Below are 14,492 nucleotides of genomic sequence, written 5' to 3'. Positions count from 1 at the left end.
TTCAAGACCCAGCCGCGCCCCGGCTTCTCGCAGGGTGCGCCGCCAATCCCGAATGGCTAGCCGCCACGGCCACCGTGGTCACCCACCCCACCGGGTCGTCGTTCTCCAGCCGGTCCCACCTGCGCCACGCCCGCACAAAGGCTTCCTGCACGCAGTCCTCGGCACGGGTGGCATCGCCTGTACGCAAGTAGATGTTGCGCACCAGCCTCGGGGCCCGTGCGGCATAGAAGGCATCAAAACTCCCTGAGTTGCTCATACGCCTCCTGCCCTTGGTAGGTCCTCCTAGCCACTAATAGCCCCGTAGAGGTTGGCTAGGTTGCATCGAGCGTCAAAAATCTAAGAGACGCCACGGACAGGTCCTCGTACCCACGAGCCATCGCCCCACTTGGTTGCACATCGAGTGCCTTGACGTGCCGCGATGAGTGCGTGGGACAGCGCCACGATGTGTCGAGTTGTTCAAGTTCTCGCGACATCTGTTCAACGCTCTTGCGAGAGCAGTCGTCTCACGCGGGGATGTGAGTTATCAACACGGTCTACTGGGGCGGTGCCACGTCACCGGTGGTGCTGCGGCGGGAAGCATCCTGCCACGACGTCGTACGCCCTCGCCCATCAGCGCGGCGTCGCGGGCGTCAGGGGGACGGCAGCGAGCCCGACAGCCGCTCGTGGCGCTCGGCGCTCGACGGGTTCAGGCCGATGATCTCCACCGTCTTGCCCTTGCGGGCGTACTTGGTGGTGATCGCGTCGAGGGAGGCGACGGTGGAGGCGTCCCACACGTGGGACTGCGACAGGTCGATGACGACGTGGTCGGGGTCCCCGGCGTAGTCGAACTGGGTGTAGAGGTCGTTGCTGGAGGCGAAGAACAGCTCGCCGGTGACCCGGTAGACGGCCGACGTGGTGCCGTCGCGGCCCTCCACCAGCTCACGGTGCGTCTCGGTGAGGTGCGCGACCCGGCGCGCGAAGAGCGTCATCGCGACCAGGACGCCGACCCCGACGCCGATCGCCAGGTTGTGGGTCAGCACGGTCACGACGACCGTGGCCAGCATGACCGTCGTCTCGGACTTCGGCATCCGCCGCAGCGTGGCGGGCCGTACGGAGTGCCAGTCGAAGGTGCCGACCGACACCATGACCATGACCGCGACGAGGGCGGCCATCGGGATGAGCGCGACCACGTCGCCGAAGCCGACGACCAGGACGAGCAGGAAGACACCGGCGAGGAGGGTGGAGAGGCGCGTCCGGGCGCCGGAGGCCTTCACGTTGATCATCGTCTGGCCGATCATCGCGCAACCGCCCATGCCGCCGAAGAACCCGGTGACCACGTTGGCGGCGCCCTGGCCCCACGCCTCGCGGGTCTTGTCGGAGTGGGTGTCCGTGATGTCGTCGACGAGCTTGGCGGTCAGCAGCGACTCGAGCAGGCCCACCAGCGCCATCGCGACGGCGTACGGGCCGATGATGCGGAGCGTCTCGAGCGTCCACGGGACGTCGGGCAGGAACAGCGCCGGCAGGCTGTCGGGCAGCTCGCCCTCGTCGCCGACGTCGGGCAGGGCCAGGCCGGCCAGCAACACGAACCCGGTCAGCGCGACGATCGCGACGAGCGGTGCCGGTACGACGGTGTTGACCCGCGGGAAGCCCACGATGATCGCGACGCCCACGGCCACCATCGGGTAGACCAGCCACGGCACGTCGACCAGGTGCGGCACCTGCGCGAGGAAGATGAGGATGGCGAGCGCGTTGACGAAGCCGACCATCACCTGGCGCGGGATGAAGCGCATCAGCCGGGCCACGCCGGCGACGCCCAGACCGACCTGGAGGACGCCGCCGAGGAGCACCGTGGCGATGAGGTAGTCGTAGCCGTGGTCGCGCATCACGGGCGCGATGACCAACGCGATCGCGCCGGTGGCGGCCGAGATCATCGCGGGGCGGCCGCCGAGGAAGGCGATGGAGACCGCCATCGTGAACGACGCGAAGAGTCCGATCCGCGGGTCGACCCCGGCGATGATGGAGAACGAGATGGCCTCGGGGATCAGGGCGAGCGCGACGACGAGCCCGGCGAGGACCTCGGTGCGCAGCAGCCTGGGGGACCTCAGGGCAGCGCGGACGGTGGGTTCGGCGGCGGGGGTCATAGGCTCGGCGACGTCAGGCACGGAGGGAAAACCTACCCTCACGTGAGGGTAGGGTTGAAATCTCTGGAGGGGGGCCGGTGGGCGAGCAGTCCGTCGAGGGACGCCTGATGCAGATCGGCGAGGTCGCCACGCGCACGGAGCTCTCCCTGCGGAGCCTGCGCCACTGGGAGGACGTCGGCCTCCTGACGCCGTCGGGGCGCAGCGACGGAGGGTTCCGCCTCTACGCCGAGTCCGACGTCGACAAGATCCTGGTCATCAGGCGGATGAAGCCGCTCGGGTTCAGCATCGACGAGATGAAGGCCGTGATGGACGACCTGGAGTTGCTCGACGACCCCGCGACCGACGCCGCCGGTCGAGCCGACGCGGGGCGTCGTCTGGAGGCGGTCTCGCAGGACGCCCGCGAACGGCGGCAGCGGCTCGTGCGCCAGCTCGAGATGGCCGACGAGTTCATCGGCCTCCTCGACGCGCGTCGCCGGCCGTGAGCCGTCACCGGACTCGCGCTCGGTGGCGGTGCCCGGCGGGAGCGGAAATCTTGCCGGAGTGAAGTAGGTTCAGTCCGGTCAGCCCCTCCCCACCCCAACGAAGGTGAGCCCGTGTCGGACGAGTCGCGCCCGGAGTCGTCCGCCGGCGTCCCCAAGCGCCGCGGCAAGGCAGCGCGCAAGCACACCGTCGGCCGCGTCATCCTGATCAGTGCCGTCGTGCTCGCGCTCGTGACCGGGCTGAGCACCGTCTACTTCATCCGCCACCTCAACGGCAACATCGAGGGCATCTCGCTCGACGAGCTCGGCGACGACCGTCCCGAGAAGGTCTACAAGGGCAACGGCGAGCCGCTCAACATCCTGGTGATGGGCGACGACACGCGTGAGGGCGAGGGCAACGCCATCGACGGGGAGTCGGGTGGCGGCGGGTCCGACACCACCATCCTCGTGCACATCTCCGCCGACCGCAGCCGGGCGTACGCCGTCTCCATCCCGCGCGACTCCATCGTCGACCGCCCGGAGTGCAACGACGGCGAGTCGTCGGCGGCCACCGACGTGATGTGGAACGCCGCCTACACCGAGGGCGGCCCCGTCTGCACGCTCGCCCAGCTCGAGGCCAACGCCGACGTCTTCGTCGACCACTTCGTCGTCGTCGACTTCAACGGCTTCGGCGACATGGTGGACGCCGTCGGCGGCGTGCCCGTCTGCGTGCCGGAGGACCTCGTGGACCGCGAGCACGGCATCTTCGTGCCGGCCGGTGACCCGTCGGTGCTCACCGGTGACGAGGCGCTCGACTACGTCCGCGCGCGGTCGGTCGGCGAGCTCGCCCAGCGCAACGACATCTCCCGCATCCGCCGCCAGCAGACCTTCATCGCCGCCCTGGTGCGCGAGGTGAAGTCGGCCGGGACGCTGACGCGGCTCGACCGCGTCGTCGGTTTCCTCGACGCCGCCACCCAGTCGCTCACCACCGACGACGAGCTCGACTCCGTCACGCGGATCGGCAAGATCGCCATGCAGCTGCAGAGCGTGGGCCTCGACAAGATCCAGTTCGTCACCCTGCCGACGGAGTACTACCCGACCGACTCGGAGTTCAGCGGCCGGGTCTTCTGGACCCCCCAGGCCGACCAGATCTGGAAGCTGATCAACGAGGACAAGGAGCTCCCGGCGCGCCTGCTGTCCGGCAACGCCGTCACCGCCGAGCCCCCCAAGACCTCCGCCGAGGCGCAGTCGCCCAGCCCGTCACCCTCGGAGTCCGCCTCCGAGACACCGACCGAGACGCCCACCGAGACCCCGACCGAGACGCCCTCGGAGACGGCCTCGCCGAGCGAGACCGCCACCCCGGACGCCCCGGCCACGACCGAGCCCGAGCCCGTCCCGGGCGTCTGCGCCTGATCGACCGATCGTGGCTCCCGACGATTCCGTGACCCCTCCGGTCGAGCCGGAGCCCGAGTGGAAGCGCCGGCGCCGGCTGGCGGCGGTCTTCGGCGACGGTGGGCCCGACCAGACGAGCGACGACCGCGACCCGCGCGAGGACGGCTCGGGCAAGGGCGACGACTGGTACCGCGACCAGGTCCCGCCCCACCACGGCTGATCTCCGCCGGTCGGGTCGTCGTACGCCGCGCCGGTGGGCGGTGGTCGACCCACATTCCGGGGCGCCGGAATGTCGCTCCACCACCGCTCCCCGGGCGTGCCCGACCCACCGCAGCGACCCCGGGACGAGGAACGGCCCGCCCCCAGCAGGGGACGGGCCGTTCGAGCGTCGTACGACGGCGTGGCTCAGGCGGCGTGGCTCAGACCGCGCCGCCGCGGGCGCGGAGCAGGTCGCGGATCTCCTCGAGCAGGGCCACGTCGGGTGCGGCGCCGGCCTCCTCGGTGGGGAAGAAGCGCTCGCGTGCCTTGGTGTAGGGCAGCACGACGAAGAAGTACACGACCGCGCCCATGATGAGGAACGCGATGAGGGCGTTGAGGAAGGCGCCGAAGCTGCCCGTCTCGTCGCTGAAGAGGTCTTCTGTGTTGGGCAGCAGGCCGGTGAGCCACTCGGTGAACGTGCTCACCACCGCTGCGAACGCGAGCGCCATGATCAGGCCGGTGGCGATCTCGACGAGGTTGCCCTTGAGGATGAAGGCCTTGAAACCGCTCATGCTGGTTCTCCTTCTGACGAGGCCCCGAGAGGAGCCGCGGACGGTGGTGTGCGCCTCACGCTAGCGGTTCCACGACACCGTCAGGAACTGCGTCAGCGCGGCGCCCGCGATCGTGACCGCCTCCTGGGCGCTCGCTCCCACGACGACGAGCGCCCCTCCCGACCCGCCCGCCGGCCCCTCCGGCACGCCCGTCGGCGTCGCGAGGACCGTGACGTCGCGCGCCACCAGGGTCGCCTCTCCAGTGCCCGGGTCGGTCGCCATCAGGTCGACCTCGTCGCCCGCGTGGAGCAGCGCGGCCATGCCGGCGTCGGGCAGGCGGACCGGCACGACCGTCTCGCCCGGGTGGGCGAGCGCCAGGCCCGGTCCGACGAGGCGTACGTCGGTCAGGGCCTCGCCGCGGCCGATCGGTGCGGCCAGCACCCGACCGGCCGCGCCGGCCGCGGCGTCGGCCGGGGCCAGGTCGGCGGGCCAGTCGCGTGCCACGAGGTCGTCCTCGTCGAGGAGCGAGCCCGACGGCAGGTCGCGCGCCGCGACCAGCACCTCGACGGTCTCGACCGGCGGCGGGGCGAGCGTGCGCAGCGCGGCGAGGGCCGCGACCGCGGTGAGCGCCGCGGCGATCAGCCGACGGCGGCGTCGCAGCTGGTGGCGTACGGCGCGCAGCCGGCGACGTGCCGGCGGGAGTCCCGAGAACATGCACCGACGCTAGGCCGGACGTGCGTGCTTCCGCTCGGCCTCTCCACAGGGGCCGTCAGTCGGAGGACGAGGTCGTCGCGGAGGAAGAGGACGAGGACGTGCCCGAGCCGGACGCGGCCGGCGCCTTCGACTCCGAGCCCTTCGACGAGGTGGACGTGGTGGACGCCGTGTCGGTCGACGACGAGCCCGAGCGGCTGTCGGTGCGGTAGAACCCCGAGCCCTTGAACACCACGCCCACGGCGTTGAAGAGCTTGCGCAGCTTGCCGTCGCACTCGGGGCAGACGGTCAGCGCGTCCTCGCTGAAGCTCTGGAACTGCTCGAAGGAGTGGCCGCACTCGGTGCAGGCGTACTGGTAGGTCGGCATGTGGGTCCTCTGGGAGCGACGGGAGAGCGACTGACGGGATCGCCCGGGCCGGCGCGACGCGCTGGCACTCGAGCCCTTCGACTGCCAATGGTACGGCACAATGGTCGAGCGATGACCGAGCCCGACGCCACACCCGACGCCAGCCCCACCGCCGACCCCGCCACCGGCCCCGCAGCCGACGCTTCCCGGCCGACCGCCGACCCGGTGCCCGGCCCCGGGCGCGGCTCGCGCTTGCAGGCCTTCCGTCGAGCTCCCCGGGCGGTGCGCTGGACGGCGTGGATCGCGCTCGGCCTCGTGCTGCTGCTCCTGGTGCTGGCCGTGGCAGTCGTGGTCGTCGTACGCCGTCCGCTCCCGCAGACCGACGGCGAGATCGAGGTGCCCGGGCTGGCCGCCTCCGTCGAGGTGGTGCGCGACGACAACGGCATCGCGCAGGTCTACGCCGACACCGACGCCGACCTGATGTTCGCGCAGGGCTTCGTGCACGCCCAGGAGCGCTTCTTCGAGATGGACTTCCGTCGCCACGTGACGGCGGGCCGGCTCTCGGAGCTCTTCGGCCCCGACACCCTCGAGACCGACCGTTTCATCCGGACGATGGGCTGGCGACGGGTCGCCGAGCGCGAGCTGGCCCTGCTGGAGCCCGCGACGCGCGACGCGCTGACGTCGTACGCCGCCGGGGTGAACGCCTACCTCGCCGACCGCAGCCCGTCGCAGCTGGCGGCGGAGTACAGCGTGCTCGGGCTCACCGGGCTCGACTACTCGCCGGAGGACTGGGAGCCCGTCGACTCGCTCTCCTGGCTGAAGGCCATGGCCTGGGACCTGCGCGGCAACATGGACGCCGAGGTCGACCGGGTGCTGCTCTCGCTCGACCACACCGAGGACGAGATCGCGTCGCTGTGGCCGGACTACCCGTTCGACGAGCACCGGCCGATCGTCACGGGTGGCGGGGTCGTCGACGGCGTCTTCGAGCAGAACGCGACGGGCAACGCGACCCGCAACCCCCGCCGGCCGGCGTACGCCCCGGGGGTCGTGGCGGCGCTCGAGCGCGTGCGCGACCGGCTCGACGCGATGCCCGCGCTGATCGGCAAGGGCCGCGGCATCGGCAGCAACTCGTGGGTCGTCGACGGCGAGCACAGCGCGACCGGCGCGCCGATCCTCGCCAACGACCCGCACCTCGGCATCAGCCAGCCCGGCATCTGGATGCAGATGGGGCTGCACTGCCGCGAGCAGACGACCGACTGCACGCTCGACACCTCGGGCTTCACGTTCTCCGGCGTGCCCGGCGTCATCATCGGCCACAACGCCGACATCGCCTGGGGCATGACCAACCTCGGCCCCGACGTCACCGACCTCTTCCTCGAGCAGACCGAGGGTGACGACCGCTACGTCCGCGACGGCGAGACCGAGGCGATGGAGGTGCGCACCGAGACGATCGAGGTGCGCGGCGAGGACGACGTCGAGCTGCGTGTGCGCGAGACCGTGCACGGGCCGCTGATCAGCGACGTGTCGTCGGAGTTCGCGACCGTCGGCGCCAACGCACCGACCGACGAGCCGGCCGCAGGAGGGGATGGCCGGGGGAGCGGGTACGCCGTCGCGCTGGCGTGGACCGCCCTCGAGCCGGCACCCACCGCCGACGCCATCCTCGCCCTCAACCGGGCGTCCGACTGGGACTCCTTCCGCGCCGCCGCCGCCGACTTCTCCGTGCCGGCGCAGAACCTCGTCTACGCCGACCGCGAGGGCCACATCGGCTACCAGTCGCCCGGCCGGATCCCGATCCGCCGGGGCGGCAACGACGGCACGATGCCGGTGGAGGGCTGGATCAGCGCCAACGACTGGACCGGCAGCTACATCCCCTTCGACGGGCTGCCGAGCGTGCTCGACCCCGAGGAGGGCTTCATCGCCACGGCCAACCAGGCCGTCATCGACGAGCGCTACCCCTACCTGCTCACCAAGGACTGGGACTACGGCTACCGCTCGACGCGCATCCGCGAGGTGCTCGAGGACGAGGGCGAGCTGTCCGTCACGGAGATGACCGCCCTCCAGCTCGACTCCGCCAACCCGATGGCCGAGACGCTCGTCCCCTACCTCCTCGACGTCGAGGCACTGCCGTCGCCCTACTACCGCAACGCGGTGAACCTGCTGCGCCAGTGGGACTTCTCCTCGCCGGCCGACAGCCCGGCCGCGGCCTACTTCAACGTCGTGTGGCGCACGATCCTGGAGAAGACCTTCCACGACGACCTGCGCCAGCGCACCTGGCCCGACGGCGGCGACCGGTGGTTCCGCGTGGTCGGGCAGATGCTCTCCGAGCCCGCCGGGCCGTGGTGGGACGACGCCCGCACCGACGACGTCGTGGAGACCCGCGACGACATCCTGCGCGCCTCGCTCATCGACGCCCGTGACGAGATGACCCGCCGCCAGTCCCGCGACCCTCGGCTCTGGGAGTGGGGCCGGCTGCACCGGATGGACCTGCGCAACGCCTCCCTCGGCGAGTCGGGCATCGGCCCGGTCGAGCGCTTCTTCAACCGCACCGGGTGGGAGGTCGGCGGTGGCTCGTCCATCGTCGACGCGACGTCGTGGGACGCCGTCGAGGGCTTCGAGGTCACCGCCGCGCCGTCGATGCGGATGGTGGTCTCGCTCGCCGACTGGGACGACTCCCGGTGGATCAACCTCACCGGCGTCTCCGGGCACCCGACCTCCGCGCACTACGCCGACCAGACCGAGCTCTTCGTGGACGGCGAGACCCTGCCGTGGGCCTTCTCCCGCGGTGCCGTCGAGGCGGCCGCCGAGGACCGCCTGGTGCTCACCCCGGGCTCGGACTGAGCCCCACCACGCCGCTGCTCGTCAGGGCGAAGCCGACCCGCACGTCGTGGGGATCGGTCGGCACGGCGAGCCCGACCTCGTCGTCGTACAGCACCACGACGACGGGGGTCCCGGCCGGCACCCGCGCGAGCGCGCGGTCGTAGCAGCCGCCGCCCTGCCCGAGCCGGTCCCCGGAGCCCGAGACGGCGAGCCCGGGCACGAGCACCACGTCCGCCGTCCCGACGGCGTCCACGCCGAGCCGCGGTCCGGTCGGCTCCAGCAGCCCCCGGACGGCCGGGGCGAGGTCGTCGCGCCCGGTGTAGACGGTCCAGTCGAGGTCGAGGTCGGGCAGCACCACCGGCACCAGCACCCGCCGCCCCGCTGCCACCAGCGCGTCGAGCAGGAGGCCGGTGCCCGGCTCGCTGCCGACGGAGACGTACGCCGCCACGGTGGCCGCGCGACGTACGGGCTCCCACCCCATCGCGACGTCGGCCACGGCCCCGGCGAAGCCCGCTCCGGCCTCGAGCGGACGGCGCTTGCGGGCCGCCCGCACCTGGTCCCGGAGGGCGCTCTTGGCGACCGAGCTGTCTGCCGAGTGTCCCGCTCCCACGTGAGCAGCCTACGATCGAAGGCATGGCAGGCAAGGGCAATCCGCAGGGCCTCGAGCTCGCGCGCGAGAAGATGCGTCAGGCAGGCGTCGACGACGTCGCGATCGACACGTTCGCGCACTACTACCGGCTCCTCGAGCACGGCGAGACCGGCATGATCACCGAGGACTCCATCGAGCCCCTCGACATGGAGTCGCTGGCCGACGTGGAGGTCCCCGAGGAGACCGCCGCCGAGGCCATCCGCAAGACGGCCGTCATCAAGCTCAACGGCGGCCTCGGCACGTCGATGGGCATGGAGCGGGCGAAGTCGCTGCTGTGCGTGCGCCGCGGGCTGAGCTTCCTCGACATCATCGCCCGGCAGGTGCTCCACCTCCGCAAGGAGTACGACGCCACGCTGCCGCTGCTGTTCATGAACTCCTTCCGCACCTCGGCCGACACCATGGCCGCGCTCGCCCGCTACGACGACCTCCCGGTCGAGGGCCTGCCGCTGGAGTTCCTGCAGAACAAGGAGCCCAAGCTCCTCGCCGCCGACCTCATGCCCGCGGCGTACCCGAAGAACCCGGACCTCGAGTGGTGCCCGCCCGGCCACGGCGACATCTACACCGCGCTGCGCGGCACCGGGCTGCTGGCGCGGCTGCTCGACGCCGGCTACCGCTACGTCTTCGTCTCCAACTCCGACAACCTCGGCGCCGTGCCCGACGCGCGCGTGGCGGGCTGGTTCGCCCAGAGCGGTGCGCCGTTCGCGATCGAGGCCGTGCGACGTACGCCGTCGGACCGCAAGGGCGGCCACTTCGCGCGCCGCAAGGCCGACGGCCGCGTCGTGCTGCGCGAGTCGGCCCAGACGCTCGACGCCGACAAGGAGGCGCTGGCCGACCTGAGCCGCCACAAGTACGCCTCCACCAACAACCTGTGGTTCGACCTGCAGGCGATGGTCGACGCGCTCGACGCCCGCGGCGGCATCCTCGGCCTGCCGCTCATCAAGAACGTCAAGCACCTCGACCCGGCCGACGCCTCCACCCCGGAGGTGATCCAGATCGAGACGGCGATGGGTGCCGCGATCGAGGTCTTCGAGGGCGCGCTGACGATCGAGGTCGGCCGCGACCGCTTCGTGCCGGTCAAGACGACCGACGACCTGCTGGTCCTGCGCTCCGACGTCTACGACCTGGGTCGCGACTTCGTGCTCGACCAGGCGGGCGAGGAGGTGCCGTTCGTGTCCCTCGACGGCCACTTCTACAAGCTGGTCGGCGACTTCGACAAGCGCTTCCCGGAGGGAGCCCCGTCGCTGCGCGAGGCCGGGTCGTTCACGGTCGAGGGCGACTGGACCTTCGGGCCCGGCGTCCGGGTCGTCGGCGACGTCGCGCTGGAGGCGTCGGCCGCCCAGCGCGTCGAGGGCGGCACCGTGCTCAGCGAGCCGGACCCGGCCCAGGGCACCGATGGCTGACCTGCTGCCCGTTGCCGACTACGTCGAGCGCATCCTCGCCACCGTCTCCCCGCTGCCCGCCTTCCCGCAGCCCCTGATGGAGGCGCTCGGGCTGGCCCTGGCCGAGGACGTCGTCGCGCCGATCTCGCTGCCGAGCTTCGACAACTCCGCGATGGACGGCTACGCCGTGGTCGCCGAGGACGTCGCCGACGCGAGCGAGGACGCCCCGGTCACCCTCCCGGTCGTCGGGGAGATCGGCGCCGGGCAGTCCTCCATCCTGGCGATCTCGCCGGGCAGCGCCGTCAAGATCATGACCGGCGCCCCGGTGCCTGCCGGCGCCACGACGGTGGTGCCCTACGAGTGGACCGATCGTGGCGTCGCCAGCGTCCGGATCAGCCGCGCCGCCACCCCCGGGCAGCACATCCGGCCCACCGGGGACGACATCACCGAGGGCGACATGCTGCTCGAGGAGGGCACGGTCCTCGGGCCACGCCACCTCGGCCTGCTCGCCGCGGTGGGTCGCGCGACCGTACGCACCCGCCCTCGGCCGCGGGTCGTGGTGATCTCCACCGGCTCCGAGCTGCGCGACCCCGGCACGCCGCTGGGCCGCGACTCGATCTACGACGGCAACTCCTACCTCCTGGCTGCCGCCGCCCGGGCCGCGGGCGCGATCGCCTACCGCGTCGGGATCGTGCCCGACGAGGCGCACGCCTTCACCGAGGCGCTGAGCGACCAGCTCGTCCGCGCCGACCTCGTCGTCACCAGCGGCGGGGTGAGCGAGGGCGACTTCGACGTCGTCAAGGAGTCGCTGTCGCACCACGGCTCGATGTGGTTCGGCGGTGTCGGCATGCAGCCCGGCAAGCCGCAGGGCTTCGGCACCGTCGGCGAGGACGACACCCCGGTCTTCACCCTGCCGGGCAACCCGGTCTCGTCCTACGTCTCGTTCGAGATGTTCGTGCTGCCGGCGATCCGCCGGATGATGGGCAAGCTGCCCTACGTCCGGCCCGCCGGCCGCGCCCGGCTCACCCACGGCCTGTCGTCGCCGGCGGGCAAGGTGCAGCTCGTGCGCGGCCACTACGAGACCGACCGCGGCGGCAGCTTCGTCTCACCGGTCGGCGGCCACGGCTCGCACCTCATCGGCGACCTCGCGACGTCCAACTGCCTCATCGAGGTGCCCGCGGACACCACCGCGATCCCGGCCGGCGAGATGGTCGCCATCCGCAAGCTCGACGAGGAGTTCTGATGGGCCAGGCGCAGGATCGGCTCACGCACGTGGACGAGCAGGGCGCCGCCCGGATGGTCGACGTGGGCGACAAGCCCGTCACCGCGCGTACGGCGTCGGCCTCCGGCCGCGTGCTGGTCAGCCCGGCCGTCGTCGAGCTGCTGCGCGGCGAGGGCGTGCCCAAGGGCGACGCGCTCGCGGTGGCGCGGATCGCCGGGATCATGGGCGCCAAGCAGACACCCGCCCTCGTCCCGCTGTGCCACCCGCTGTCGATCTCCGGCGTCACGGTCGACCTCGAGGTCACCGACGAGTCGGTCGAGATCACCGCGACCGTCCGCACCACCGACCGCACCGGCGTCGAGATGGAGGCCCTCACCGCCGTCTCGGTCGCCGCGCTCACCGTCGTCGACATGGTCAAGGCGGTCGACAAGGCCGCGACCATCACCGACATCCGGGTCGAGGCCAAGTCGGGCGGCCGGTCGGGGGACTGGACGCGATGACCCTCCCTGCCGCCGTGGTCGTCGCGTCCAACCGCGCCGCTGCGGGGACCTACGCCGACGAGACCGGACCGCTCATCGTCGACTGGCTGCGCGGCCGGGGCTTCGACTGCGGCGAGCCCGCCGTCGTGCCCGACGGCGACCCCGTGCGCGCGGCGATCGCGGCGGCCGTCGCGGCCGGCGCGCGGCTGGTGCTCACCACCGGCGGCACCGGGCTCACCCCCACCGACCGCACGCCCGAGGCGACCGCGCCGCTGCTCGACCGCGAGGTGCCCGGCATCGCCGAGGCGATCCGCGCCGCCGGGGTGGCCAAGGGCGTGCCGACGGCGATGCTCTCGCGCGGGCTCGCCGGGGTCGTCGGCGACTGCCTCGTCGTCAACCTCCCCGGTTCCCGCGGCGGGGTGAAGGACGGCCTGGGCGTCCTCGAGCCCGTCGTGCGCCACGCCGTGGAGCAGGTCGTCGGGAGCGACCATTAGCGGCCTGGCGGGGACCGCCCCGGGCTGGCCGGCCCGCCTGGAGTCGCAGGGCGTGGTGGTCCGGGCGCTGCGCCGCTCCGACGCCGACGAGTGGCAGGTCGTGCGCGCCCGCAACCACGACTGGCTGCGGCCCTGGGACGCGACCGTGCCGCCCGGCGCCGCGCCGCGCCCGTCGTCGTACAAGGTGGTCACCCGCTCGCTGCTCCACCAGGCCAGGCTGGGCCAGTGCCTGCCCTTCGTCATCGAGGTCGGCGGCCGCTTCGCCGGGCAGGTCACGGTGAGCAACGTCGCCCGCGGCTCGGCGCAGTGGGGCTCGATCGGCTACTGGGTGGCCGCGGAGGTCGCAGGCCGCGGCGTGGCACCCCGGGCAGTGGGCATGGTGATCGACCACTGCTTCGGGCCCGTGGGCCTGCACCGGGTCGAGATCTGCGTGCGACCCGAGAACACCAACTCGCTGCGCGTGGTCGAGAAGCTCGGCCTCGAGCAGGTGGGCTACGCCCCGCGCTTCCTGCACATCGATGGCGCATGGCGCGACCACCGCATCTTCGCCGTGACCGTCGAGGAGGCACCCGAAGGGGTCCTCGGACGGCTCCAGACACACCAGTCACAGCAGTAGTTCTGCGACACACCACTTGACATCCGCCCCGCCTGCGCCCACCGCTCCTACGCTTCGAGCGTGGACCTGAGCGCTCTCATCTTCGTCGCCCTTGCCGTGGCGTGGGCCGTCTACCTGATCCCCAAGGCCCTCAAGCACCATGACGAGGTCGTCCGCAGCCGTTCCGTCGAGAAGTTCTCCCACACGATGCGCGTCCTGGCCCGGCGCGAGCCCGTCGACCGCCGCAACGCGCGCCTGGTCGTCTCGCCGATCCGCGCCGCGCTCCGCCCGCCGGTCGAGACCAAGGCCCACGCCGAGCCCGAGGTGGTCGCCTCGGTCACCACCTCCGTCAGCACGGAGGTGACCCGCGAGGTCACCGCCACCGTCGCCACGGGTCGTACGGCGTCGCGCGCCGTGTCGCCCGCCGCCGAGCGGGCGTCCGCCCGCCGGGCCGCGAAGCGCCGGCGCAACGTGCTGGCACTCGTCCTGCTTGCCAACGCCGTCGTGATCGGCCTCGCCATCGCGAAGGTCGTCGCCTGGCCGTGGGTCGCGGCGCCGGCGGTCGTCCTGGTCGCCTGGCTGGTGGCCTGCCGCGTGTCGGTGCGCGCCGAGCGCCGCCAGCGCGCGACGCGCTCCGCGATCGAGATCGGCCTGCCGCCGGTCGTCGAGGAGGAGGCGGACGAGTCCGACCTGACCGGCGAGATCATCGTCACCCCGCCGCAGCCCCGCGTCCCCGCCGCGCCGGCCGAGCCCGCGCAGGCCCAGCCCGCGCAGGCCTCGCCCGCGGCCGACGCTCCGGCCGTGGTCACCGGCGAGGTCCCGGTCGTCGGCGGCTGGGACATGGTGCCCACCACCCTGCCGACCTACGTCAGCAAGCCGGCCGCCCAGCGGCGCACGGTCTCCACGATCGACCTCGACTCCACCGGCGTCTGGTCGAGCGGTCACCACGACGGTGACTCGGCCCTCGCCCGGTCGGCCGAGCAGTCCGCCAAGGACACCAAGGCCGCCCGCGAGGCCGGCGAGCAGCGGCGAGCCAGCGGCGCCTGACGTCCGGTCAGGGCGATTGGGTGGGCGCCGAACC

At 72.3% G+C, this 14,492-nt stretch carries 16 protein-coding genes; 10 read left to right on the top strand and 6 right to left on the bottom strand.

Annotation, left to right across the window (positions count from 1 at the left end; genetic code table 11):
- Position 1: 1 nt before the first annotated feature.
- The gene (locus tag HOO61_RS24725; RefSeq protein ID WP_216658507.1) at positions 2-256 is read right to left on the bottom strand and encodes a sigma factor; all 255 of its coding nucleotides are present in this window, start codon (positions 254-256) and stop codon (positions 2-4) included.
- 373 nt (positions 257-629) lie between these two features.
- Positions 630-2,141 (bottom strand): SulP family inorganic anion transporter, encoded by a 1,512-nt coding sequence (locus tag HOO61_RS01420; RefSeq protein ID WP_367649977.1) that lies wholly within the window; start codon positions 2,139-2,141, stop codon positions 630-632.
- A 56-nt stretch (positions 2,142-2,197) separates the two neighbouring features.
- Here HOO61_RS01420 and HOO61_RS01415 point away from each other — a divergent pair, with 56 nt between their 5' ends.
- The 3 genes from HOO61_RS01415 (at position 2,198) to HOO61_RS01405 (ending at position 4,190) form a co-directional block, all read left to right on the top strand.
- Complete coding sequence (locus HOO61_RS01415) at positions 2,198-2,602, top strand: MerR family transcriptional regulator (RefSeq protein WP_216658506.1); 405 nt, start codon at positions 2,198-2,200, stop codon at positions 2,600-2,602.
- 111 nt (positions 2,603-2,713) lie between these two features.
- The gene (locus HOO61_RS24420; protein ID WP_172256251.1) at positions 2,714-3,991 is read left to right on the top strand and encodes an LCP family protein; all 1,278 of its coding nucleotides are present in this window, start codon (positions 2,714-2,716) and stop codon (positions 3,989-3,991) included.
- Between the two features lie 28 nt (positions 3,992-4,019).
- Positions 4,020-4,190: a hypothetical protein gene (locus HOO61_RS01405; RefSeq protein WP_172256249.1), complete on the top strand. Its 171-nt coding sequence runs from the start codon at positions 4,020-4,022 to the stop codon at positions 4,188-4,190.
- Between the two features lie 199 nt (positions 4,191-4,389).
- On the opposite strand, the gene HOO61_RS01400 is transcribed toward HOO61_RS01405, so the two are convergent.
- The 3 genes from HOO61_RS01400 to HOO61_RS01390 are packed head-to-tail and all read right to left on the bottom strand — an operon-like array spanning position 4,390 to position 5,797.
- Entirely contained in the window at positions 4,390-4,740 is a 351-nt protein-coding gene (locus HOO61_RS01400) for an MscL family protein (RefSeq protein WP_172256247.1), read from the bottom strand.
- A gap of 60 nt (positions 4,741-4,800) precedes the next feature.
- Positions 4,801-5,433, bottom strand: coding sequence for an SAF domain-containing protein (locus HOO61_RS01395; protein ID WP_172256245.1), 633 nt, complete (start codon positions 5,431-5,433; stop codon positions 4,801-4,803).
- A 55-nt stretch (positions 5,434-5,488) separates the two neighbouring features.
- The gene (locus HOO61_RS01390; RefSeq protein WP_172256243.1) at positions 5,489-5,797 is read right to left on the bottom strand and encodes an FmdB family zinc ribbon protein; all 309 of its coding nucleotides are present in this window, start codon (positions 5,795-5,797) and stop codon (positions 5,489-5,491) included.
- Positions 5,798-5,908: 111 nt separating this feature from the next.
- Here HOO61_RS01390 and HOO61_RS01385 point away from each other — a divergent pair, with 111 nt between their 5' ends.
- Complete coding sequence (locus HOO61_RS01385) at positions 5,909-8,614, top strand: penicillin acylase family protein (RefSeq protein ID WP_172256241.1); 2,706 nt, start codon at positions 5,909-5,911, stop codon at positions 8,612-8,614.
- Here the strand turns inward: HOO61_RS01385 and HOO61_RS01380 are convergent.
- Complete coding sequence (locus HOO61_RS01380) at positions 8,595-9,203, bottom strand: 5-formyltetrahydrofolate cyclo-ligase (protein ID WP_172256239.1); 609 nt, start codon at positions 9,201-9,203, stop codon at positions 8,595-8,597. The genes HOO61_RS01385 and HOO61_RS01380 overlap by 20 nt on opposite strands.
- A 23-nt stretch (positions 9,204-9,226) precedes the next feature.
- On the opposite strand from HOO61_RS01380, the gene HOO61_RS01375 reads away from it, so the two are divergent.
- Genes HOO61_RS01375 through HOO61_RS01350 form a run of 6 tightly spaced genes read left to right on the top strand, consistent with a single transcriptional unit; the run spans position 9,227 to position 14,458 of the window.
- Positions 9,227-10,642, top strand: coding sequence for a UTP--glucose-1-phosphate uridylyltransferase (locus tag HOO61_RS01375; RefSeq protein WP_172256237.1), 1,416 nt, complete (start codon positions 9,227-9,229; stop codon positions 10,640-10,642).
- Positions 10,635-11,864: a gephyrin-like molybdotransferase Glp gene (glp, locus tag HOO61_RS01370; RefSeq protein WP_172256235.1), complete on the top strand. Its 1,230-nt coding sequence runs from the start codon at positions 10,635-10,637 to the stop codon at positions 11,862-11,864. The genes HOO61_RS01375 and glp overlap by 8 nt, the downstream gene beginning before the upstream one ends.
- On the top strand, positions 11,864-12,343 hold the full coding sequence (gene moaC, locus HOO61_RS01365) for a cyclic pyranopterin monophosphate synthase MoaC (RefSeq protein WP_172256233.1): 480 nt from the start codon (positions 11,864-11,866) through the stop codon (positions 12,341-12,343). Before glp ends, moaC begins: the two co-directional genes overlap by 1 nt.
- Positions 12,340-12,816 carry a molybdenum cofactor biosynthesis protein B gene (locus tag HOO61_RS01360; protein ID WP_172256231.1) on the top strand — a complete coding sequence of 159 codons (477 nt, stop codon included), beginning with the start codon at positions 12,340-12,342 and terminating at the stop codon, positions 12,814-12,816. The genes moaC and HOO61_RS01360 overlap by 4 nt, the downstream gene beginning before the upstream one ends.
- 52 nt (positions 12,817-12,868) lie before the next feature.
- On the top strand, positions 12,869-13,432 hold the full coding sequence (locus HOO61_RS01355; RefSeq protein ID WP_367649976.1) for a GNAT family N-acetyltransferase: 564 nt from the start codon (positions 12,869-12,871) through the stop codon (positions 13,430-13,432).
- A 60-nt stretch (positions 13,433-13,492) separates the two neighbouring features.
- Positions 13,493-14,458 (top strand): hypothetical protein, encoded by a 966-nt coding sequence (locus HOO61_RS01350; protein WP_172256229.1) that lies wholly within the window; start codon positions 13,493-13,495, stop codon positions 14,456-14,458.
- Positions 14,459-14,492: the final 34 nt, after the last annotated feature.

The sequence above is a fragment of the Nocardioides sp. zg-1230 genome (assembly GCF_013155335.1).
Classification (GTDB): Bacteria; Actinomycetota; Actinomycetes; order Propionibacteriales; family Nocardioidaceae; genus Nocardioides.
This window is presented reverse-complemented; position numbering and strand designations above follow the sequence as displayed.

Bases quoted from the DNA above. Each gene is read 5' to 3' on its own strand.
- HOO61_RS24725 (WP_216658507.1), bottom strand. From the start codon at position 256: ATGAGCAACTCAGGGAGTTTTGATGCCTTCTATGCCGCACGGGCCCCG.
- HOO61_RS01400 (WP_172256247.1), bottom strand. From the start codon at position 4,740: ATGAGCGGTTTCAAGGCCTTCATCCTCAAGGGCAACCTCGTCGAGATC.
- HOO61_RS01395 (WP_172256245.1), bottom strand. From the start codon at position 5,433: ATGTTCTCGGGACTCCCGCCGGCACGTCGCCGGCTGCGCGCCGTACGC.
- HOO61_RS01390 (WP_172256243.1), bottom strand. From the start codon at position 5,797: ATGCCGACCTACCAGTACGCCTGCACCGAGTGCGGCCACTCCTTCGAG.
- HOO61_RS01385 (WP_172256241.1), top strand. From the start codon at position 5,909: ATGACCGAGCCCGACGCCACACCCGACGCCAGCCCCACCGCCGACCCC.
- HOO61_RS01375 (WP_172256237.1), top strand. From the start codon at position 9,227: ATGGCAGGCAAGGGCAATCCGCAGGGCCTCGAGCTCGCGCGCGAGAAG.
- glp (WP_172256235.1), top strand. From the start codon at position 10,635: ATGGCTGACCTGCTGCCCGTTGCCGACTACGTCGAGCGCATCCTCGCC.
- moaC (WP_172256233.1), top strand. From the start codon at position 11,864: ATGGGCCAGGCGCAGGATCGGCTCACGCACGTGGACGAGCAGGGCGCC.
- HOO61_RS01360 (WP_172256231.1), top strand. From the start codon at position 12,340: ATGACCCTCCCTGCCGCCGTGGTCGTCGCGTCCAACCGCGCCGCTGCG.